The sequence below is a fragment of the Pseudomonas sp. GW821-FHT01D09 genome, assembly GCF_059422465.1.
The window spans coordinates 65760-87616 of the sequence record NZ_JBWKWY010000009.1 but is presented as its reverse complement, the minus strand read 5'-3'; the positions used below and the strand labels follow the sequence as shown (position 1 = coordinate 87616).

21 protein-coding genes are annotated in these 21857 nt (G+C 61.7%); 6 read left to right on the top strand and 15 right to left on the bottom strand.

Annotated features, from left to right (window positions below):
* Positions 1–60 precede the first annotated feature (60 nt).
* The 10 genes from AC07W7_RS11645 to ffh all read right to left on the bottom strand — a co-directional run bounded on the left by AC07W7_RS11645 (position 61) and on the right by ffh (position 12327).
* Positions 61–3642, bottom strand: a complete 3582-nt coding sequence (locus tag AC07W7_RS11645; RefSeq protein WP_495039350.1) for a transporter substrate-binding domain-containing protein — start codon at positions 3640–3642, stop codon at positions 61–63.
* Between the two features lie 253 nt (positions 3643–3895).
* Positions 3896–5305 (bottom strand): threonine synthase, encoded by a 1410-nt coding sequence (gene thrC / locus AC07W7_RS11640; RefSeq protein ID WP_076962114.1) that lies wholly within the window; start codon positions 5303–5305, stop codon positions 3896–3898.
* Between the two features lie 66 nt (positions 5306–5371).
* On the bottom strand, positions 5372–6676 hold the full coding sequence (locus AC07W7_RS11635) for a homoserine dehydrogenase (RefSeq protein WP_495039349.1): 1305 nt from the start codon (positions 6674–6676) through the stop codon (positions 5372–5374).
* A 127-nt stretch (positions 6677–6803) separates the two neighbouring features.
* Positions 6804–7535: a bifunctional protein-disulfide isomerase/oxidoreductase DsbC gene (dsbC, locus tag AC07W7_RS11630; RefSeq protein ID WP_076962112.1), complete on the bottom strand. Its 732-nt coding sequence runs from the start codon at positions 7533–7535 to the stop codon at positions 6804–6806.
* Positions 7536–7676: 141 nt separating this feature from the next.
* A complete protein-coding gene (gene xerD / locus AC07W7_RS11625) occupies positions 7677–8573 on the bottom strand; it encodes a site-specific tyrosine recombinase XerD (RefSeq protein WP_076962111.1) in 897 nt (298 codons plus the stop codon).
* A gap of 182 nt (positions 8574–8755) precedes the next feature.
* Positions 8756–9106 carry a 50S ribosomal protein L19 gene (gene rplS, locus AC07W7_RS11620; protein WP_003175895.1) on the bottom strand — a complete coding sequence of 117 codons (351 nt, stop codon included), beginning with the start codon at positions 9104–9106 and terminating at the stop codon, positions 8756–8758.
* A 45-nt stretch (positions 9107–9151) separates the two neighbouring features.
* Positions 9152–9925 carry a tRNA (guanosine(37)-N1)-methyltransferase TrmD gene (gene trmD, locus AC07W7_RS11615; protein ID WP_154220461.1) on the bottom strand — a complete coding sequence of 258 codons (774 nt, stop codon included), beginning with the start codon at positions 9923–9925 and terminating at the stop codon, positions 9152–9154.
* Positions 9907–10443, bottom strand: coding sequence for a ribosome maturation factor RimM (rimM, locus tag AC07W7_RS11610; RefSeq protein WP_010565276.1), 537 nt, complete (start codon positions 10441–10443; stop codon positions 9907–9909). Before rimM ends, trmD begins: the two co-directional genes overlap by 19 nt.
* A gap of 5 nt (positions 10444–10448) precedes the next feature.
* Positions 10449–10700: a 30S ribosomal protein S16 gene (rpsP, locus tag AC07W7_RS11605; RefSeq protein WP_003175899.1), complete on the bottom strand. Its 252-nt coding sequence runs from the start codon at positions 10698–10700 to the stop codon at positions 10449–10451.
* Between the two features lie 250 nt (positions 10701–10950).
* Positions 10951–12327 carry a signal recognition particle protein gene (ffh, locus tag AC07W7_RS11600; RefSeq protein ID WP_076962110.1) on the bottom strand — a complete coding sequence of 459 codons (1377 nt, stop codon included), beginning with the start codon at positions 12325–12327 and terminating at the stop codon, positions 10951–10953.
* A gap of 234 nt (positions 12328–12561) precedes the next feature.
* Here ffh and AC07W7_RS11595 point away from each other — a divergent pair, with 234 nt between their 5' ends.
* From AC07W7_RS11595 to AC07W7_RS11585, 3 genes are all read left to right on the top strand, one after another.
* Entirely contained in the window at positions 12562–13374 is an 813-nt protein-coding gene (locus AC07W7_RS11595; protein ID WP_029296177.1) for a cytochrome C assembly family protein, read from the top strand.
* A 12-nt stretch (positions 13375–13386) separates the two neighbouring features.
* A complete protein-coding gene (locus AC07W7_RS11590; RefSeq protein ID WP_169866825.1) occupies positions 13387–14625 on the top strand; it encodes a transporter associated domain-containing protein in 1239 nt (412 codons plus the stop codon).
* Between the two features lie 358 nt (positions 14626–14983).
* Entirely contained in the window at positions 14984–16294 is a 1311-nt protein-coding gene (locus tag AC07W7_RS11585; protein WP_197880974.1) for an MFS transporter, read from the top strand.
* Positions 16295–16372: 78 nt separating this feature from the next.
* Here AC07W7_RS11585 and purT read toward each other — a convergent pair whose 3' ends face one another.
* From purT to AC07W7_RS11560, 5 genes are all read right to left on the bottom strand, one after another.
* Entirely contained in the window at positions 16373–17554 is a 1182-nt protein-coding gene (purT, locus tag AC07W7_RS11580; protein WP_076962107.1) for a formate-dependent phosphoribosylglycinamide formyltransferase, read from the bottom strand.
* A gap of 69 nt (positions 17555–17623) precedes the next feature.
* Positions 17624–18091: a preQ0 transporter gene (locus AC07W7_RS11575; protein WP_495039348.1), complete on the bottom strand. Its 468-nt coding sequence runs from the start codon at positions 18089–18091 to the stop codon at positions 17624–17626.
* A gap of 144 nt (positions 18092–18235) precedes the next feature.
* Positions 18236–18451 (bottom strand): DUF1289 domain-containing protein, encoded by a 216-nt coding sequence (locus AC07W7_RS11570; protein ID WP_495039347.1) that lies wholly within the window; start codon positions 18449–18451, stop codon positions 18236–18238.
* Positions 18448–18972, bottom strand: a complete 525-nt coding sequence (locus AC07W7_RS11565) for a gamma carbonic anhydrase family protein (RefSeq protein WP_076962104.1) — start codon at positions 18970–18972, stop codon at positions 18448–18450. Before AC07W7_RS11565 ends, AC07W7_RS11570 begins: the two co-directional genes overlap by 4 nt.
* Positions 18973–19008: 36 nt before the next feature.
* Complete coding sequence (locus AC07W7_RS11560) at positions 19009–19611, bottom strand: CoA pyrophosphatase (protein ID WP_029296164.1); 603 nt, start codon at positions 19609–19611, stop codon at positions 19009–19011.
* Between the two features lie 146 nt (positions 19612–19757).
* On the opposite strand from AC07W7_RS11560, the gene AC07W7_RS11555 reads away from it, so the two are divergent.
* The 3 genes from AC07W7_RS11555 to AC07W7_RS11545 all read left to right on the top strand — a co-directional run bounded on the left by AC07W7_RS11555 (position 19758) and on the right by AC07W7_RS11545 (position 21853).
* Complete coding sequence (locus tag AC07W7_RS11555) at positions 19758–20306, top strand: NUDIX hydrolase (protein ID WP_076962103.1); 549 nt, start codon at positions 19758–19760, stop codon at positions 20304–20306.
* Positions 20307–20329: 23 nt separating this feature from the next.
* Positions 20330–20833, top strand: a complete 504-nt coding sequence (locus AC07W7_RS11550; RefSeq protein WP_076962102.1) for a L,D-transpeptidase family protein — start codon at positions 20330–20332, stop codon at positions 20831–20833.
* Between the two features lie 261 nt (positions 20834–21094).
* Positions 21095–21853, top strand: a complete 759-nt coding sequence (locus tag AC07W7_RS11545; RefSeq protein WP_076962101.1) for a GntR family transcriptional regulator — start codon at positions 21095–21097, stop codon at positions 21851–21853.
* Positions 21854–21857: the final 4 nt, after the last annotated feature.

The window sequence follows — 21857 nt, the reverse complement described above, 5'->3', positions numbered from 1 at the left end:
GGCTACGTGCAAGATCGCCCACATTAGCCAAAACCTGGGCAAGCCCCCATAGGACGAGTCCTATTCTTGCTTCAGATACGGCTCGATTTCCTGTCGCAGCGTCAGCAAGGTCGCAGACAAGATTGGCCAATGCTGCGCCAGTTCATCGGCACGGTGCTCCCGCGCACAGGTGTCCAGGGCAACGCAGGCCTTGGCCAATGGCAGCGCATCCACCAGGCAACAAATACCCTTGAGGCGATGCAGGCTGGCCCGCAACTGCGCCAGGTCGTGCTCGGCCATGGCGTTGCCCAGCAGGCGGTGCTCGTGCTCAAGGTTGTTCGCCAGTTCCTGCAGCATGCTTTGCAGGATCGGCCCGTCGGCCTGGGTCATCTTGCGCAGGGCCTGCAGGTCGAAGGCCGGCACGGCCGTGACCCGGGCCAGCACCTGGCGCCACTGTTCCAGGGTCACCGGCTTGACCAGCAGCGCATCCATCCCCGCCCGCTGGCCACGCGGGTCTTCGTCGTCCTGGGCATCGGCGGTGCAGCCAAGCAACGCGCAGCGCGGGCGCTGTTCCTGGGCCTCTATCTGGCGAATGGCCTCGGCCAGGGCATAACCGGACATGCCCGGCATATGACAATCGGTCACCAGCACGTCGAACGTCTCGCTGCGCCAGCGCTGCAACGCGGCCTCGGCGCTATTGAGGCCCACCACCTGATGGCCGAGGAATTGCAACTGCTGGGCCAGCACCAGGCGGTTGGCCGGTAGGTCGTCGACAATCAGCACCGACAAGGCCCGGCCTGCTGGCAGCAAAGGCACGGTGGCCGCCGGCGCGGGCAGATCGTCACTGCCGACCCGGTCCAGGCGCAGGTCGATGCACACCGTGGTGCCTTCGCCCAAGGCACTGTGCAGGGTGATTTGCCCGCCCATCAAGTCCACCAGTTGCTGGCAGATGCTCAAGCCCAACCCGGTGCCGCCATGTTCGGCAGCCGTCAGCGGGCTGCCCTGGATAAACGGCCGGAACACCCGCGCCTGCTGTTCGGGGCTGATACCGGGGCCGGTGTCTTCGACGCACAGGTGCAGGTATTCGTGCCCCTCCCCATCCACCTGGCACGCTACCCGCACGCGCACTTCGCCCTGCTGCGTGAACTTGAGCGCATTGCCCAGCAGGTTGTGCATGACCTGGCGCAGGCGCAGTGGGTCGAACCAGTAAAAGCCCTGCGCCTGGGGGGCGAAGGCCAGGGTCAGGTGCAAACCCTTTTTCTGCGCGGTGGCTTCAAACAGCCGCTGGATCCCCTCGAAGAAGCCTTTCAGGTCAGTGGTCTGGGGCGCCAGTTGCAGATGGCCGGCTTCGATCTTTGCCAGGTCCAGGCTATCGCCCATCAAGTCGATCAGCTCGCGGGCCGAACGATGGGCCACCCGCAGCCCCTCGGAGACCGGCATGCCTGCGGCCAGGGCGCGTTCTTGCTCCAGTTCCAGCAGGCCGATAATCGCCGTCATCGGTGTGCGGATTTCATGGCTGAGGTTCGACACAAAGGCGCTCTTGGCATAGTTCGCCTCATCGGCGGCGCAACGTGCATCCATCAGCTGGGTTTCCAAAACCTTGCGCTCGTTGATATCGACCCAACCGCCCAGCAGCCCCTGCAACTGGCCCCCCGCATCGTAAAACGGCACGGTCCATTGGTAGACATGGGCGATACCGCCGTTGAACTCCAATTGCCGGTCGATAAACAGCGACTGCTGCGTGGCCAGTTGCTCCATATGCCCCCTGTGCAGGCGCCAGGCGGTAGCGCTAGGCAATATTCCACTTTCTGGCAGGGTCAGGCCCTGGATCTGCTCAAGCCGGGTGGCCAACTGTTGCTCATAGCTTTTGTTGCAGGTGAGCAGGCGGCCTTCGAGGTCGCGCGCAAACACCGGGTTGGGCATGCCGTCGAACAGGGCGCGCTTGAAGGCCAACTGGTCATTGAGCCGCCGCTGCGCCTCGACGCGCTGGCGGATCTGGCGCTTGAGCCGGCTGTTCCACAGCAGTGACACCAGCACAAACAGCAGGGCCGTGGCGACCGTCCAATAGGCCCACGGCGGCACGCGCTGCCAGGCGGGCACCGGCACCGCCACCGTCCCCATCCAGCGCAGGCGCAGGGCGCTCAACTCGGCCACCGGCAACGCTTCCAGGGCCTTGTTCAAAATACTCAGCAACTCGGGATGGTCCTTGCGCACCGCCAGGCTGTCACTGGACCACTTGCCATCGACGCTGCGACCGGCCCGCAACTCATCGGCCGGGTAACTCTGCACCTCCACTTCACTCTGGATGGTCGCGGCCGCGTCCCCCCGGGCCACCAGGGCGCGGGCCTCGCTGTAGTTGGCGACCGAGCGCAGGCGGATCGCCGGGTATTGGCGACGGATGTAACCTTCCAGCACATGCCGCGCCGGCAACGCCAACACCTCGCCCGAGAGCTGGCTAAGATGGGTCAGCGGCGGGCGATCAAGACGTTCGACAAATACCCAGCCGGCGCCGCCAAACCCGTGACTGAAATCCAGGAACCGCCGGCGCTCGGTATTTTCCACCAGGGTGCTGCTCATATCCGCGCTGCCTTTTTCCAGGGCGGCCAGGGTCTGGGCGGTGGAAAACACTTCCTCCATGACGAACTGCAAACCGGTCATGCGCGAGAGGCGGTTGAGCAGGTCCACATTCAACCCGACCCAACGCCCATCCTTGTCCTTGAACACATAAGGCGAGTACTGCTGGGCCACCACCACCACATGGGGATGTTGCAGTACCCAGGCCTGCTCGGCGGCCGACAACGGGATACGTTCACCGGCCACGTCCACCCCCAGGCCCGTGGTCCAACGGGCCAGGATCTCCCGGCGCACCGAGTCCTCGATGCTCAGCAGCGCGCGGTCCAGCATCTTGCCCAGCAAGGGGTCGGCCTGGCGTGTGGCAAAGGCAAAACCAATCGGTGCCAGGCGGCTTTGCTCCTTGATCTGCATATTCAGGTAAGGGCGCAGGGACTGGTAGGCGCGCACGATCACTTCATTGCCGATAAAGGCATCCACATCGCCCTGCTCCAGGGCTTCCAGGCCGCTGTAGAGGTTGGGGGCCAACATGATATGGCTATGCGGGTAGGCCGCATGCACGTTCTTGACGTTGGCATAACCATCGAGCAACACCAGCTTCTTGTCCGCGAGCGCGTCGTTTTGCGTGGCGTCGTCACCGCGTACCACCACGACCGAACGGTCGGGCATATAGTCGGCGGTGAAGGCCAGGCCGGGCACGTCACGTTCATAGCCATTGGCGCTGGTGAGGATATCGATGCTGCCGGCGCGCAACGCTTCCACGGCCTGGGCCCGCTCGGCGAAGCCCATCACTTGCATCGGCACGCCGAGCCGCGCGCCCACCAGGCTCAGGTAGTCGGCGCTGATGCCCTGGTAGCGATTGCGGTCGCGGGTGATGTCGATGGGTTGGTAATCATCGATGGAGATCCCCACTTTCAAGGTGCGGTGCTGCCCCAGCCATTGCTGCTCGGCGGGTGCCAGGGGCATGGGCGCCAGGCTGATAAACGCCGGCACCAGATTGAACGGCAGGCTGACGGCGGCCAGGCTTGCAGGCAGGTGGCCGAGCAGTAGCAGGCTCAGTAGGCACTGGAGCCATCGAATCGTGAACCGCACCGTGTGGGTTTCCTTGTTGGTTATTGCGCACACAGCATAGCCTTACGCGAAGCGACACCCCCCTGTGGGAGCGGGCTTGCTCGCGATTGCGGTGGGTCAGCCAGCACATACTGCGCCTGGCACACGGATATCGCGAGCAAGCCCGCTCCCACATTGGTGATACGGTGAGCGCTGTACCCCAAATAAAAACGACGTTTCCCATTCCTGGGTAAACGCCGTTTTTTCAAGCGAACAGCCTTGAGTCAGCCAAGACTCAGAGCGGTTTCCCACGATTGCCATGCTGGCTGACAAACGCCTGGATAGCCTTCAGGTCATTAGGCAGCACCGTGCAACGCTCTTCCCGCTCGAACAGGTCAGCCAGGTGCGGCGGCAACGCCAGGGCCTCGCCGACACCGGCCTTCTGCACCGCTTCGGGGAATTTCACCGGGTGCGCCGTGCCGAGGATGACCATCGGGATATCCAGGCTGCGGCGGCATTCGCGCGCGGCCTTGACGCCAATGGCGGTGTGCGGGTCCAGCAGTTCGCCGGTCTGGGCATAGACTTCGGCGATGGTCTCGCACGTCTGGGCATCGTCCACGGCCAGGGAGTCGAACAGCTTGCGGGTCTCGGTCCAGCGCTCCTGATCGACGCTGAAACCACCACCCTGCTTGAAGCTGTCCATCAGGCCGGCCAGGGCTGCACCGTTGCGACCGTGCATATCGAACAGCAAACGCTCGAAGTTCGACGACACCATGATGTCCATCGACGGCGACAGAGTGGCGTGCAGGGTTTCCTTGACGTACTGGTTGCCGCTCATAAAGCGGTGCAGGATGTCGTTGCGGTTGGTGGCGACGATCAACTGGTTGATCGGCAGGCCCATGTTGCGGGCCAGGTAACCGGCGAAGATATCGCCGAAGTTGCCGGTCGGCACCGAGAACGACACCGAACGCGCCGGCCCGCCCAGCTGCAGCGAAGCGTGGAAGTAGTAGACGATCTGGGCCATGATCCGCGCCCAGTTGATCGAGTTCACCGCAACCAGGCGCGTGCCCTTGAGGAAACTCTGGTCGGCAAAGCTGGCCTTGACCATCTCCTGGCAGTCATCGAAGTTGCCTTCGACGGCGATGTTGTGGATGTTTTCGCCAAAGAGGGTGGTCATCTGCCGGCGCTGCACGTCCGATACACGGTTGTGTGGGTGCAGGATGAAGATATCGACGTTTTCGCAGTGCTTGCAGCCTTCGATGGCCGCCGAGCCGGTATCGCCGGAGGTGGCACCAATGATCACCACGCGCTCGCCACGCTTGGCCAACACGTAGTCCAACAGGCGGCCGAGCAGTTGCAGGGCGAAATCCTTGAATGCCAGGGTCGGGCCGTGGAACAGCTCCAACACCCATTCATTGCCATTGAGCTGACGCAGCGGGGCAATGGCGTTGTGGGAAAACACGCCGTAGGTTTCTTCGAGGATCTTCTTGAAATCGGCATCGGGGATGCTGCCGGTGACGAACGGGCGCATGACCCGGAACGCCAGCTCGTGGTACGGCAGGCCGGCCCAGGAGGCGATTTCTTCCTGGGTAAAGCGTGGCAGGTTTTCCGGCACGTACAGGCCGCCGTCAGTGGCGAGGCCTGCCAGCAGGACGTCTTCAAAATTCAGGGCCGGTGCCTGGCCGCGGGTGCTGATGTAGCGCATGACTGGCTCCTCTACAACATTCTTGAACAGCGGCCGCCGAACCTCGGCGGCCTCTGCAACCTATCGTTAGTTCAGGTGTTCGACGCGAATCCGCACCACCGGCCCAACCACGCCCTGCAAGGCTTCCAGCGCGGCAATGGCATCGTTCATATGCTGTTCCAGCACACGGTGGGTCAGCAGGATCATGGGCACCAGGCCGTCGTGTTCTTCGACTTCCTTCTGCATGATCGACTCAATATTGATACCGCGCTCCGACAGGATGCTGGCCACCTGGGCCAACACGCCCGGGTGATCCTTGGCCTGGATCCGCAGGTAGTAGGAACTTTCGCAGGCTTCGATCGGCAGGATCGGGTGCGCCGACAGCGAATCCGGCTGGAAGGCCAGGTGCGGCACGCGGTTTTCCGGGTCGCTGGTCATGGCGCGGACCACGTCCACCAGGTCGGCGATCACCGACGAAGCCGTCGGCTCCATGCCGGCGCCGGCGCCGTAGAACAGGGTCGAGCCCGCCGCATCGCCATTGACCATCACCGCGTTCATCACACCATTGACGTTGGCGATCAGGCGGTCGGCCGGGATCAGGGTTGGGTGCACGCGCAATTCGATACCGGCCGCGGTGCTGCGCGCCACGCCCAGGTGCTTGATGCGGTAGCCCAGGGCTTCGGCGTAGTTCACGTCGGCGGTGGTCAGTTGGGTGATGCCTTCGGTGTAGGCCTTGTCGAACTGCAGCGGGATCCCAAAGGCGATGGAGGCCAGGATGGTCAGCTTGTGCGCCGCGTCGATGCCTTCCACGTCAAAGGTCGGGTCGGCTTCGGCGTAACCCAGGGCCTGGGCTTCGGCCAGCACGTCTTCAAAGGTACGGCCCTTCTCGCGCATTTCGGTGAGGATGAAGTTACCGGTGCCGTTGATGATGCCCGCCACCCAATTGATGCGGTTGGCCGACAGGCCTTCGCGGATCGCCTTGATCACCGGGATACCGCCGGCCACCGCCGCCTCGAACGCCACGATCACGCCCTTCTCGCGGGCCTTGGCGAAGATCTCGTTGCCGTGCACGGCAATCAGCGCCTTGTTGGCGGTGACCACGTGCTTGCCGTTTTCGATGGCCTTGAGCACCAATTTACGGGCGACGGTGTAGCCGCCGACCAGTTCGATGACGATATCGATTTCAGGGTTGGTGGCCACATCGAAGACATCGTTGGTCATCGCAATACCGGTCGTTTGGTACTGAGGCTTTGGCGTACGCATGGCAATTTGTGCCACTTCAATCCCACGCCCTGCACGGCGGGAAATTTCCTCAGCGTTACGCTGAAGTACGTTCAAGGTGCCGCCACCGACGGTCCCTAACCCACAGATGCCTACTTTGACCGGTTTCACTGAAGAACTCCCCATGAAACGGCCGACTCAAGGTCGGCCGTGAAAAACAGCCGCAGTTGTGCGGCTCGCGATGAATGACCCGCCGACGGGTCGGCGGGTCTGACCGTCAAAGGCTCGACGGTACTGTTTATTTGGCACCCAGCGCCAGTTTGGCGATTTGTGGAGCCGGCTGGTAGCCCGGAATGACCTGGCCGTCAGCCAAAACGATGGCCGGCGTACCGTTCACGCCAATCGACTGGCCCAGGGCGAACTGCTTGGACACCGGGTTGGCACAGGCCGCAGCCTTGATGTCCTTGCCGTCGACCATCTTGTCCATGGCGCCCTTTTTGTCAGCCGAGCACCACACCGCTTGCAACTGCTTGTCGCCCGCCGAACCCAGGCCCTGGCGCGGGAACGCAACGTAGCGCACTTCGACGCCCATCTTGTTCAGCTCGGGCACTTCGGCGTGCAGCTTGTGGCAGTACGGGCAGGTGGTGTCGGTGAACACGGTGATGTGGGTCTTGGTCTCGCCAATGGCCGGGTACACCACGGTTTCGGCAACCGGAATGGCATTGATCAGCTTGGACACACCCAGGCGTTCGGCCTTCTCGGTGAGGTTGACCGGCTTGCCGTCTTTCAATTGGAACAGGTAGCCCTGGACGATGTACTGGCCGTCGGCGCTGGCGTACAGCACGCGGCTGCCCTTGAGCTTGACTTCATACAGGCCGGCCATGGGGCTGGCGCTGATGCTTTCGACCGGGGTTTCGAGCTGGAGGCTTTCCAGGCTCTTACGGATTGTCTTCTCGGCGGCGTCATCGGCGACGGCAAAGGTTGAGACCAACGCAATGGCTGCGGCGGCAAAAATCTGGGTCAAGCGCATGGGAACTCCTGAAGGCAGATGCAGGGACGAAGGCCAGGGCGCCGGTCTGGAAACACGGCGTGGGACCGTCCCCTTTGCAAACCGGCAAAGCCTACCACAATTGGGCGCCAGGGCAGACGCTGGCAGCCAAATTGGGGGCTGTCAGCCCCTTGGGTGATGTTTGGCATGCAGGTCCTGCAACCTGGCGCGCGCCACATGGGTATAAATCTGCGTGGTGGACAGGTCGCTGTGGCCCAGCAACATCTGCACCACGCGTAAATCCGCGCCATGGTTGAGCAGGTGGGTGGCAAATGCATGGCGCAAGGTGTGGGGGGACAGCGACTTGCCGATCCCGGCCACCCTGGCGTGGTGCTTGATGCGATGCCAGAAAGTCTGGCGGGTCATCTGCTCGCCGCGCAGGCTGGGGAACAGCACGTCACTGGGACGCCCGCCGAGCAGCTCGCCGCGGGCATCGCGCATATAGCGCTCGACCCACACAATCGCCTCTTCGCCCATGGGCACCAAGCGCTCCTTGCTGCCCTTGCCCATCACCCGCAACACGCCCTGGCGCAGGTTAACCTGTTCCAGGGTCAGGCTGATCAGCTCGGTCACGCGCAGGCCGCAGGCATACAACACCTCCAGCATGGCCCGGTCGCGCTGGCCGATGGCTTCGCTCAGGTCGGGCGCGGCCAGCAGGGCTTCGACGTCGGCTTCTGACAGGGATTTGGGCAAGGGCCTACCGAGTTGTGGCATATCGACTTGCAGGGTCGGATCGACAGCAATCAGCTTTTCCCGCAACAAATAGCGATAAAACCCACGCACCCCCGAGAGGAATCGCGCAGTGGAGCGCGGCTTGTAGTTCTGTTCAAGGCGCCAGGCCAGGTGATCGAGGATCAACTCGCGCCCGGCGTGGCTCAGTTCGAGGTTTTTCTCCAGCAGCCAGCCATTGAACAGGGCCAGGTCGCTGCGGTAGGACTGGCGAGTGTTGTCCGACAGGCCCTTTTCCAGCCAGAGTGCGTCGAGGAAGCGGTCGATCAGGGGGTGGTCAATGGCGGGCATGGGGGCTCAGGCTGATGACTGTAGTATCGGGTAGATCCTATCGCAGGCAAGCCGGCTGCCACAGGGAAATGCATGCCTACTGTGGAAGGCGGGTGGTCATGAACAGGTTCCGGGCAAGGGGCAAATTTCAGGCACAAAAAAGCAGCCCGTAGGCTGCTTTTTTCTGCATCGGGAAGCTGGACTTAAGCCAGTTTTTCCTTGATGCGAGCTGCTTTACCGGACAGGTCACGCAGGTAGTACAGCTTGGCTTTACGTACGTCACCGCGACGCTTAACGGCCATGCTGTCGATTTGCGGGCTGTAGGTCTGGAAAGTACGCTCTACGCCAACACCGTTGGAGATTTTACGAACAGTGAAAGCACTGTTCACACCACGGTTACGCTTGGCGATTACGACGCCCTCGAACGCTTGCAGACGCGAACGGTCGCCTTCCTTCACTTTCACCTGAACGACAATGGTGTCGCCCGGGGCAAAGGTAGGGATCTCTTTGGTCATCTGCTCTGCTTCGAGTGCAAGGATGATTTTGTTAGTCATGCTGTGCTCCTAAGGTAAATCGTCGGATCTACCATCGATACGTTGTTAACTATCGTCCCGCGCGAGGATGTATTCCTCGAGCAGCTTCTTCTCTTCTCCAGAAAGCGAGCGGCTTTCCAGAAGATCGGCGCGTCGTTCATAGGTCCGACCAAGGGACTGCTGTAAACGCCAACGCCGGATGTGTGCGTGATTGCCACTTAGCAATACGTCGGGAACACGCTGATCCGCATACACCTCCGGTCGGGTGTAGTGCGGGCAATCCAGCAAACCATCCGTGAAGGAATCTTCCTCCGCGGAGTCCGCATGCCCTAAAGCTCCAGGCAGCAGTCGTGTAACCGCATCTATCAGGACCATCGCCGGCAGCTCACCGCCAGACAGAACATAGTCCCCAATCGACCACTCTTCATCGACATGAGCTTCAATAAAACGCTCGTCAATGCCTTCATAGCGACCGGCAATCAGGATTAATGCTTCCTGACTCGCCAACCCGCGTACCGCCGACTGATTAAGCTGGCGGCCTTGAGGGGACAGGTAAATGACCTTCGCCTTCTCCCCGGCTGCTGCCTTGGCCTGAACCAGGGCGTCTTCCAGGGGCTTGATCTTCATCACCATGCCCGGGCCACCGCCAAATGGGCGATCGTCCACAGTGTGATGTCGATCCGTCGTGTAGTCTCGCGGGTTCCAACAAGTAAGCTGCAAGAGCCCTTGTTTCACCGCCCGACTGGTGATGCCGTACTCGCTGATGGCGGAAAACATCTCGGGAAACAAACTGATCACTTCAACGCGCAAATTAGCCACGCTTAGAAGTCCGCATCCCATTCCACCTTCATCTCGCCCGCGGCCAGGTCGACGGCCAACACGCATTGCTCGGTATAGGGCAACAGGCGTTCGCGATCATCCAGGCTGCCAGCGCAAGGCTTGACCACCATTACATCATTGGCGCCGGTTTCCAGAAGATGATCGATTTTCCCGAGCAATTGCCCGAGTTGATCAATGACCTTCAGACCTTCCAGCTGGTACCAGTAGTACTCGCCGTCGGTCAATTCAGGGAACAGGTTGCGCGGCACGCAGATCTCATAACCGGCCAGAAGACGCGCTTCTTCACGATCATCGAGACCCTTGAGCTTTGCGACCAGGAACTTATCGTTCCCGCGTCCACTGACCAGCTCGACCTGTTTCACACTCCCTTCGCGCTTAAGCGTCCAGGTCTTGTACTGCAACAGGTTTTCAGTCGGATCAGTAAAGGAATACACCTTCACTTCGCCGCGAACGCCATGAACAGAGTAAATCTTGCCGATAACGATCAAATCATCAGCAACAGCTGGCGTCGCGTTCATATTGCTCAGGCTGCGGCCTTAGCCGAGTCCTTCAACAACTTGGCAACACGCTCGGATGGCTGTGCACCCACGCTCAGCCAGTAGGCTACGCGCTCTTGGTTCACGGACAGACGAACTTCTTGACCACGAGCAACAGGGTTGAAGAAACCAACCTGTTCCTTGTGCGAACCGTCACGCGGGTTGCGGCTGTCGGTTACGGTCAAGTGGTAAAACGGGCGCTTTTTGGAGCCGCCAAGGGCAAGACGGATTGTTAGCATGTGAACATCGTTCCTGTAGTCGGTGCTGCAAATCTAAATGCACAGCGGGCATGGGTGCCCGAAAGGCCGCATATTCTAAGGAATATCCCGACTTTTGCAAATGTCTTTTTCCGGCGCCTGACCGCGTGCCATTCAGATCTGCTAGAGAGCCGTCGGTTAAAACGGCGAGTCAGCTCCCGCCAACGGCGGGTTTGCTGGAGATCCCACATCCCTGTGGGTCTGCGCAAGAGCAAGCCCCTGCGCGAATTCTTTACATCTTCGGCATGCCACGACCGGGCATCATGCCACCCATGCCGCGCATCATTTTGGCCATGCCGCCTTTGGCCGAGAATTTCTTCATCATCTTTTGCATCTGCTTGTGCTGCTTGATCAAGCGCCCGATGTCCTGCACCTGGGTGCCGGAACCCATGGCGATCCGACGTTTGCGCGAACCGCTGATCAGCTCAGGGTCGCGGCGCTCGGCCGGGGTCATGGAGTTGATGATGGCTTCCATCTGCTTGAACTGCTTCTCTGCCGCGCCCTGGGCATTGCCCATTTGCGCCAGGTTCACACCGCCGATGTTCGGCAACTTGTCCATCAGGCCGCCGAGACCGCCCATGTTCTTCATCTGTTGCAACTGGTCGCGGAAGTCTTCGAGGTCGAAGCCCTTGCCCTTCTTCAGCTTCTTGGCCAGTTTGTCGGCCTTGTCCTTGTCGAGGGTCTGCTCGGCCTGCTCGATCAGGCTGAGCACGTCGCCCATGCCGAGGATCCGCGAGGCGATCCGCTCAGGGTGGAACGGTTCGAGCGCTTCGGTCTTCTCGCCCATGCCGATGAACTTGATCGGCTTGCCGGTGATTGCGCGCACCGACAGTGCGGCACCGCCACGGGCATCGCCGTCGACCTTGGTCAGGATCACGCCGGTCAACGGCAGCGCATCACCAAAGGCCTTGGCGGTGTTGGCCGCATCCTGGCCGGTCATGGCGTCGACCACGAACAGGGTCTCTACCGGGTTGATCGCGGCATGCAGCGCCTTGATCTCGCCCATCATCTCTTCATCGATGTGCAGGCGACCGGCGGTATCGACGATCACCACGTCGATAAACTTGAGCTTGGCTTCTTTAATGGCTGCGTTGGCGATGTCGACCGGCTTCTGGCTCAGGTCGGACGGAAAGAAGGTCACCCCCACTTCACCGGCGAGCATTTCCAGCTGCTTGATCGCGGCCGGACGGTACACGTCGGCCGACACCACCATCACGGATTTTTTCTTGCGCTCTTTAAGGAAGCGCGCCAGCTTGGCAGCGGTGGTGGTCTTGCCCGCACCCTGCAGACCGGCCATCAGCACTACGGCCGGCGGCACGGCGCTGAGGTTCAGGTCTTCGTTGGCCGCACCCATCAGGCTTTCGAGCTCGGCCTGCACGACCTTCACAAAGGCCTGGCCCGGCGTCAGGCTGCGGGACACTTCAGTGCCAACCGCACGCTCCTTGACCGAGTTGACGAAATCCTTGACCACAGGCAAGGCAACGTCGGCTTCGAGCAACGCCATGCGCACTTCGCGCAGGGTGTCTTTAATATTGTCCTCGGTCAGCTTGGCCTTGCCGGTGACATGGCGCAGCGTCTGCGAGAGACGGTCAGTCAAGTTTTCAAACATGCGCGATCCTTTCAGGCCCTATTCATCGAAATGCATTAGTAGACCGAGGTAATGGCGGCCCAGGCTGTGATAAATCGCTATTAAAAACAGCGCTCGGCGAGCCTGCGGCGTGGGCAGGTCGCGGATTATAGCGAAGACTGCCGCCGTGCACACCCGCTGTCTGGCCCGGTGGTCTTTCGTGGAACGCAGGTGTGTGCCAAACTCATCGGCTTTCGGGCTTGCCTAACAGGATTTATGCTCCCTTTGTCACCCAGTTTGCTACCCAGTCTCGCCGCCGCACTCTTGTATGCCGCTGCGACCCTCTATCAGGGCACCCGCCTGGCCCAGCGCGCCAGGGCGGACAAACGCCTGCTGGCCGGCCTCGGCGTGCTCGCCCTGCTGGCCCACGCTGCCAGCCTGTTCACCCACCTGATGACCCCGGTGGGCCTGGGCCTGGACTTTTTCAGCGCCGCCAGCCTGATTGCCGCCGCAGTCATTGCCTTGACGCTGCTGGCCTGCGCACGGATCCCGGTGGAGAACCTGCTGTTGCTGCTCTTCCCCCTGGGGATGCTCACGGTGCTGCTGGCGCAATTCGCCCCCACCGGCACGGTGCAGGTGATCGACGAGGAGCCGGGCATCCTCGCCCATATCCTGTTGTCGATCCTGGCCTACGGCATGTTTACCATCGCCGTGTTCCAGGCGTTGCTGCTGCTGTTGCAGGACCATCAGCTCAAGCACAAGCACCCTTCCGGGCTGATCAAGAACTTCCCGCCGTTGCAGACCATGGAAAGCCTGCTGTTCGGCTTTCTCTGGGCCGGCTGGACGCTGCTGTCGCTGTCGCTGATTTCCGGCTGGCTGTTTGTCGAGAACCTGTTCGCCCAGCACCTGGTACACAAGACCCTGCTGGCCTGCCTGGCCTGGGTGGTGTTCAGCGTACTGCTGTGGGGCCGCAATCGCCTGGGCTGGCGTGGGCACAAGGCAATCCGCTGGACCCTGGCCGGTTTCTGCCTGCTGATGCTGGCGTATTTCGGCAGCAAGCTGGTTCGCGAATTCATCCTGCATATCTGACGGGCAGCCATTATGGACAATTTGCCCCTGGAGCCGATGCTCGCGGTCGTCGCGCTGCTAGTGTTGTGGTCGGCGCTGTTTACCGCCATCGAAGCGGCCCAGCACCATTTGCTGGCCCTGCGCCCCGGTACACGTCAGGGCGACAAGGCCGCCGCCCGCCTCAACTTCCCGCGCAACAGCCTGATCCTGTGCAACACCCTGTGCCGCGCAGTGGTAGTGATTCTGTGCACCCTGCTGGCCATCTATGCCTGGGCCGAAAACGGTCCCTGGCTAGGCTGGCTGGTCTCCAGCGGGCTGTTGCTGGTGCTGGCCGACTACCTGCCGCGCACCCTCGCCACCCGCTATCCGCAAGCGGTGCTGGGGTTTGGCAATACGCTGCTGGGAGTGCCGCTGAAGATCCTCTATCCCCTGGCCTGGTTGCTCAATGGCCTCAGCCTGCTGTTGCTGCGCCCGTTCGCGCGCAAGTCCGGGGTCGTGAAGAAAAGCGACGAGCCACAGCCCGACCACCCCGACCAGCAGGCAACGGACGAGCATGACGACCCTATGCCGGGCATGCCGGGCATCCACGCCCTGGACAACATCACCGTCAATGACATCCTGGTGCCGCGCAGCGAAGTCGATGGCATCAACCTCGACGACCCTATCGAGGAGATCATCGAACACCTGCGCAGCTCCCAGCGCACGCGGCTGCCGGTGTTCCACAGTGATATCAACCAGGTCGAGGCGGTGCTCAACACCCGGCAGATCCAGCACCTGCTGCCCGACGCCAGCCTGACCAAGGACGCCCTGCTCGCGGCCTGCCACGAGCCGTACTTCGTCCCGGAAAGCACGCCGCTGCAACTGCAATTGCTCAACTTCCACAAGCAGCAGCGCCGCCTGGGCATGGTGGTGGACGAATACGGCGAAGTGCTGGGTATCGTCACCCTGGAAGATATCCTGGAAGAGATCGTCGGCGAATTCGAGAGCGAACAGAGCCTGGACAACCCGCTGATCCAGCCCCAGCCAGAGGGGCGCTATGTGATTGACGGCGCCGTGTCGATCCGCGAACTGAACAAGAACCTGGGCTGGCACCTGCCCAGCGACGGCCCCAAGACCCTCAACGGCCTGGTGACCGAAGCGCTGGAGAGCATTCCCGATTGCGCGGTGTGCCTGAAGATCGGCCGTTATCGCCTGGAAATCCTCGAGACCGAGGACAACCGGGTAAGCAAGGTGTTGATCTGGCATGTCGGCTCGGCACCGATTGCTACCTAAATGTAAGAGCAGGCTTGTGTGGGAGCGGGCTTGCTCGCGATAGCGGCGGGTCAGTTAATGCAACTCTGACTGACACACCGTCATCGCGGGCAAGCCCGCTCCCACATTTGATCTTTGCAGCCCCAAAGACCGCGCTCCAGCCCTTGTTTGCAGCGCAAACCCCTTCCTATAATCAATCGCGCTTACCCAAGCCCCGCCCGACCGCGTGCTATCCGCACTGAGCGTGTCCAGGCACTGCAACACCGTGTCTGACCGGTACGCTCCCATCCCGAGCCGACGCCGCGCACTGCCCTGATCCATGGGTGCAAGACCAATAATAATCCGCGCCAAAGGCGCAATGACCATCAGGGATACCTCAATGAGCACCACCTATGACGAGGCCGCTCCCGCCGCCCCGACCAACTCGACCAGCCGCGTCGCCACCGCGAGCATCATCGGCACCGCCATCGAGTTCTACGACTTCTATATCTACGCCACGGCCGCCGCGCTAGTGATCGGCCCGGTGTTCTTCCCCCAGAGTTCCGGCACCGCGCAGATGCTGGCGGCGTTCCTGACCTTCGGTATCGCGTTTATCGCTCGCCCCTTGGGCTCGGCGCTGTTCGGCCATTTCGGTGACCGGATCGGGCGCAAGTCGACGCTGGTGGCTTCATTGCTGCTGATGGGCGTGTGCACCACCCTGATCGGCCTGTTGCCGGGTTACGACAGCATTGGTGCCTGGGCGCCGATCCTGCTGTGTGTGCTGCGTTTCGGCCAAGGCCTGGGCCTGGGTGGGGAATGGGGCGGCGCCGCACTGCTGGCCACCGAGAACGCGCCCAAGGGCAAGCGCGCCTGGTTTGGCATGTTCCCGCAATTGGGGCCTTCCATTGGCTTTTTGGCGGCCAACGGGCTGTTCCTGATCCTGGCGATGAACCTGGACGATGAGCAATTCCGCAGCTGGGGCTGGCGCATTCCGTTCCTGCTCAGCGCCGCGCTGGTGATGGTGGGCCTGTATGCGCGCCTCAAACTGCATGAAACCCCGGTGTTCGCCAACGCCGTGGCCAAGGAAAAACCGGTGAAAGTGCCGCTGGTGGAGCTGTTCAGCCAGCATTGGTTGCAGGTACTGCTCGGCGCGGCAGCGATGGTGGTGTGTTATGCGCTGTTCTATATCACCACGGCGTTTTCCCTGAGCTACGGCGTGAGCACCCTGGGCTACAGCCGCGAAACCTTCCTCGCCCTGCTGTGCTTTGCCGTGCTGTTCATGGGCGCGGCCACGCCGCTGGCAGCCCTGGCCAGTGACCGTTATGGGCGCAAGCCGGTGCTGATCGTCGGTGCGGTGTTGGCGATTCTTTCGGGCTTCACCATGGAACCGTTGCTGACTCACGGCTCGACCTGGGCGGTGGCACTGTTCCTGTGCCTGGAACTGTTCCTGATGGGCGTGACCTTTGCGCCGATGGGGGCGTTGTTGCCGGAACTGTTTCCCACGCGCGTGCGTTATACCGGGGCGTCGGCGGCGTATAACCTGGGCGGGATCGTTGGCGCTTCGGCCGCACCGTTTTTCGCGACCAAACTGGTGGCGATGGGTGGGCTCAGTTATGTCGGCGGGTATGTGTCGGCGGCAGCGTTGCTCAGCTTGATTGCGGTGCTGTGCCTGAAAGAGACGCGGGATAACGACTTGAATCGTGTCGCCTGATAGATCGCTATCGCAGGCAAGCCAGCTCCCACATTGGAACGCATTCCAAATGTGGGAGCGGGCTTGCCCGCGATGCTTTTACAGCTCTACAACCACCGCCTGGGAAGCACGGGTCGCCTTGGCCCGGGCAGCCTCGATCGACTCATCCCGCGCCAGCGCCACGCCCATGCGGCGCTGGCCATTCACTTCTGGCTTGCCGAACAGACGCAATGCCGTGTCCGGCTCGCTCAGGGCCGCGCCGAGGTTGGCGAATGCGGTCTGGGTCGACTGCCCTTCCACCAGGATCACCGCCGAAGCCGAAGGCCCGAACTGACGGATCAATGGGATCGGCAAGCCCAGAATCGCCCGTGCGTGCAGGGCAAACTGCGACAAGTCCTGGGAAATCAAGGTCACCAGTCCGGTGTCGTGGGGGCGCGGCGAGACTTCGCTGAACCACACCTGGTCGCCCTTGATAAACAGCTCGACACCAAACAGGCCACGGCCACCCAGGGCCTCGGTCACGGCCTTGGCCACGCGCTCGGATTCAGCCAGGGCCGCCGGGCTCATGGCCTGGGGCTGCCAGGATTCCTGGTAGTCGCCCTTCTCCTGACGATGGCCCACAGGCGCGCAGAAGGTGGTGCCACCCACGTGACGCACGGTCAGCAGGGTGATTTCGTAGTCAAAGTCGATAAACCCTTCGATGATCACCCGGCCCTTGCCGGCACGCCCGCCTTCCTGGGCGTAGTCCCAGGCTTTCTGCACGTCATCGACGCTGCGCAATAGGCTCTGGCCCTTGCCCGACGAGCTCATCACCGGCTTGACCACGCACGGGAAGCCCAGGTCTTCGACGGCCTTGCGGTAGTCTTCCACGGTGTCGGCAAAGTGGTACGGCGAGGTCGGCAGGTCCAGCTCTTCCGCGGCCAGGCGGCGGATGCCTTCACGGTTCATGGTCAACAGCGCCGCACGGGCGGTGGGGATCACGGTAAAGCCTTCGGCCTCCAGCTCCACCAGGGTGCCGGTGGCGATGGCTTCGATTTCCGGGACGATAAAGTGCGGTTTTTCCGCCTCGATCACCGCACGCAGGGCCGCGCCGTCGAGCATGTTGATCACATGGCTGCGATGCGCCACCTGCATGGCCGGCGCGTTGGCGTAGCGATCCACGGCAATCACTTCAACGCCCAGGCGTTGCAGTTCGATTACCACTTCCTTGCCCAGCTCACCGCAGCCACACATCAATACGCGGGTCGCGGTTGGCGACAATGGAGTTCCGATTCGGGTCATCTCAGGTCCTCAGGGGAGCGGATCAGGGGGAGAAAGGCCGGCATTTTACATGAACGGCACGCATTGGCCTCAGTTGGCGACACGCTGGCGCCGCAAACGCCAGGCCATGGCCAGCCACACCACCGTAACCCCGGCAAATTTCGAGGCCAGGGCGGTGCCGACCACGGCCGGCGTCAACGCGCCGATCAGGCCAAAAAAGATAAAGGTATCCAGGGGAATGCTCAGTGCCGAGCTGATCCACAGCCGGTCGTGCAATGGGCGCTTGGTGATGCTGAAGACCAGCCAGTCGATGCACTCGGAGACCGCGAACGCCGTGGCGCTGGCCAGGGCGATGGACGGGTCGGAGGTGAGATAGGACAGCACCAGCGCCGCGAGCATGGCGATAATCGCCCCGTGGCCGAAGCGCGTTTGCACCATGTCCCGCAGGATAAACACCAGGCCACCCCAGGCGGACCAGATGACATCCAGGTGCGGGGCGGTGGAAAAGGCGAAGTTGATCAGCACGACGCTGCTGATATAGGCAATCAGGAAGAGCATGGGGCGAGGGACCTGTGGGTAATGCGCACAGGGTACACAATTAAAGGGATGTCGTCTGGAGGGGCCTCATCGCAGGCAAGCCAGCTCCCACCTGTTGAAATGCACTTCAAAGGTGGGAGCTGGCTTGCCTGCGATAGCAGTGGTTCAGGCGCCGGATTTTCCAGGAATCATCCACAACACCCCACTGGCCTTCGCCCGCTCATGACACAACCCCAGCACCGCCCGGCGCTCGGCATTGTCCATGCGGCTCCAACGGGTGATTTCATCGACAGTGCGCTGGCAACCGGTGCAGATATCGTCGTCGTCCAGCGCACAAATGCTCACACAGGGCGAGGCGACGGGACGTTCAACCGGGTTCATTCCGACTGCTCGGCCAGGTCACGGGCATAACGCTGCGAGTTATGCACATAGTGCGCCGCACTGGCCTCCAGCATTCTTTTCTGTTGCTCGGTCAATTCCCGCACCACCTTACCCGGCGAGCCCATCACCAGCGAGCCATCGGGGATTTCCTTGCCCTCGCCGATCAACGAGTTGGCGCCGATGATGCAGTGCCGGCCGATTTTTGCACCGTTGAGAATCACCGCATTGATGCCAACCAGGCTGTAGTCGCCGACGGTGCAGCCATGCAGCATGGCGTTATGCCCCACCGTCACCCCCGTGCCCAGGGTCAGCGGGTAGCCCATGTCGGTGTGCATCACGCTGCCGTCCTGCACGTTGCTGTTCTTGCCGATCAGGATCAGTTCGTTGTCGCCACGCAACACCGCGTTGAACCAGACGTTGGCGCCCTCCTCCAGCTTGACCTTGCCCACCAGCGTGGCATTGGGGGCCACCCAGCTGTGGGGATGGGTCTCGACGCGGGCATCGCCCAGGCGGTATTTCATGGTCTTCCCTCACGGCTTGCCATTTAAACGATGGCTTTAAGTATTGATAAAGCTTTTCGGCGGACGGTGCAGGCTGATGTCGGCATCGTCATAGAGCAGATTGATCAACTCGACGATCATGATCGCCGTCAGGCCCCAGATCTTGTATTCACCAAAGCGATAGCTGGGCACATACCAACTGCGGCCCTGGTAATCGATACGGTGGGTATGCTCGCGCGGGTCCTGGCGGAAAAACTCCAGGGGCACGCTGAATACGGCGGCAATTTCGGCATCGTTGGCCAGGTATTCGACATAATCGGGGATCACCCCCACATACGGGGTCACGCGGATGCCGTGCAGGGAAATCAGGGGGCTCAAAGGCCCGATCACTTCCACCAGGCCCGGTGGCAGGCCGATTTCTTCTTCGGCCTCGCGCAGCGCGGTGAACACCAGGTCCGGGTCTTCGGGGTCGCGGCGCCCCCCCGGGAACGCCACTTCGCCGCCATGGGTCGACAGGCCACTGGCACGCAGGGTCAGGATCAGCTCGGGTTCGTCACTACGGGTAATCGGCACCAGCACGGCGGCCTCGGGGAAACGGCCGTCAGTTTCCAGCGTGCGTGGCGTGTGATTGCTTACCCGGCGAAGTAGCTCGTCCAGCATGAGTCATCTCGATCTGTTGGCTACCTTGCATCATGCACCAAAGCGTACGGGGGCCCAACCCCAAAACCCCGGCGGTGTCGCTAAACGACAACTTGCAGGCCACTGCCCTGCACGCCAAGATAGGCGCAGTCCCCAGGAACCCAAGCATGAATTTCTGCAGCCAGTGCGGTAAACCGGTCACCCAGCGCATTCCCGAAGGCGACGCGCGCCTGCGTTATGTGTGTGACCACTGTCAGACCATTCACTACCAGAATCCCAATATCGTCGCCGGCACCCTGCCCGTCTGGGGCAACCAGGTGCTGCTGTGCCGGCGTGCCATCGAGCCGCGCCTGGGCTACTGGACCCTGCCGGCGGGCTTTATGGAGAACGGCGAGACCGTCGAACAGGGCGCCCTGCGCGAAACCCTGGAAGAAGCCTGCGCCAGGGTGCGCAACCTGACGATCTACACGCTGATCGACGTCCCGCACATCAGCCAGGTGCATATCTTCTACCGCGCCGAACTGATCGACCTGGACTTTGCCGCCGGCCCCGAGAGCCTGGAAGTCAGACTATTCGATGAAGCGGACATCCCTTGGTCCGAGCTGGCTTTTCGCACGGTCAGGCGTACCTTAGAATGCTTTTTCGCCGACCGTCGGCAACAGGTGTTTCCCGTGCGCAGCGAATCGGTGCCACCCTTGACTCACCCGGCACAATAACAATCGAAAGGAATATCGCTGCAATGCGTTGGTTGCTTGCTCTGCTCTGCCTGTCGTTCGCCACGCTGTCGTGCGCTACCTCCCTGCAAACCCTGGGCGGTAAAACCGTCGAGAAGATCCTGGTGCTCAAGTCCGCCCATCAGTTGCAACTGATCAACGATGGCAAACCGCTGAAGACCTACCGCATCTCCCTGGGCAAGAACCCCAAGGGCCACAAACTGATCGAAGGCGACCGCCGCACCCCGGAAGGCTTCTACTGGATCGACTGGCGCAAGACCAGCGATCGCTTCAACCTGTCCATGCATATCTCCTACCCCAATATCAGCGATGCTGCCCGCGCCCGTCGCGAAGGGGTCAAGCCCGGCAGCATGATCATGATCCACGGCACGCCAGACAGTGAGGAATACCCGGAACAGTGGCTCCATACCCTGGACTGGACCGACGGCTGCATCGGCATGCGCAATGTCGACATGCGCGAAGTGTGGAACCTGGTCAAGGACGGCACGATGATCGAGATCCGCCCGTAACCGCGACCGTTCGTAAAATAATTCAAAAAAAACCTGCCCCCCCTCCAGCCCCTGCCGGTGAATACCATTTCATCGGCAGGGGCTGTGCATTTCTGCGCCCGACACAGACCTCTCTAATACCACTTGATAGCACCCCCTGAAAAAGCCCCATAAAACCCGGCTTTGCACGCTTTTGGCGGCATTGACATGGTATTTAAGTGGTATTAATTTCCAGCCATTACCGGGCGACAACACTCCAATAACCGCATCGGAAACCCACAGATGAATCCTATCCAGGCCCTGCGCCCCGACGACAAGCAATCCACCCCGCTGTACCTGCAATTGGCCCGCAGCCTGGAAGCGGCGATCCATGCCGGCCAGTGGAAATCCGAGCAGGCCCTGCCCTCCGAACGCGCGCTCAGCGAGCAGTTGAGCATTTCCCGGGTGACGGCCCGTAAAGCGCTGGAAGTGTTGTTCGCCCAAGGCCTGATTCGTCGCAACCAGGGCTCCGGCACCTTTATCACGCCGCGCCTGGAGCAGCCGTTGTCGCGCCTTTCGGGGTTCAGCGAGATGCTGCGGCTCAAAGGCTTTGTGCCCAGCTCCCAATGGCTGGAGCGGGAAATCACCCCGCCGACCCATGAGGAGTTGATCCGCCTGTGCCTGTCGCCCACCGCCAAAGTGGCGCGGCTCAAGCGTCTGCGCAAGGCAGATGACACCGTGATGGCCATTGAAATGAGCACCCTGCCCGCCTCGATCATTCCCAACCCCCAGGCCATCGGCAGCTCGCTCTACGAATACCTCGAAGGCATCGGCAAACCGGTGGTGCGGGCCCTGCAACACATCCAGGCCATCAACGCCTCGGACGAATTCGCCGCCCTGGTGGGTATCGCCCCTGGCACCGCCATGCTGCTGATGACCCGGGTCGGCTACACCGCCGACAACACGCCGATCGAGATCACCGACACCTACTGCCGCAACGACTACTACGACTTTGTCGCAGAGCTGCGTCGCTATGACTTTGCCGCCGAACTGCGGCCTTAGAGAA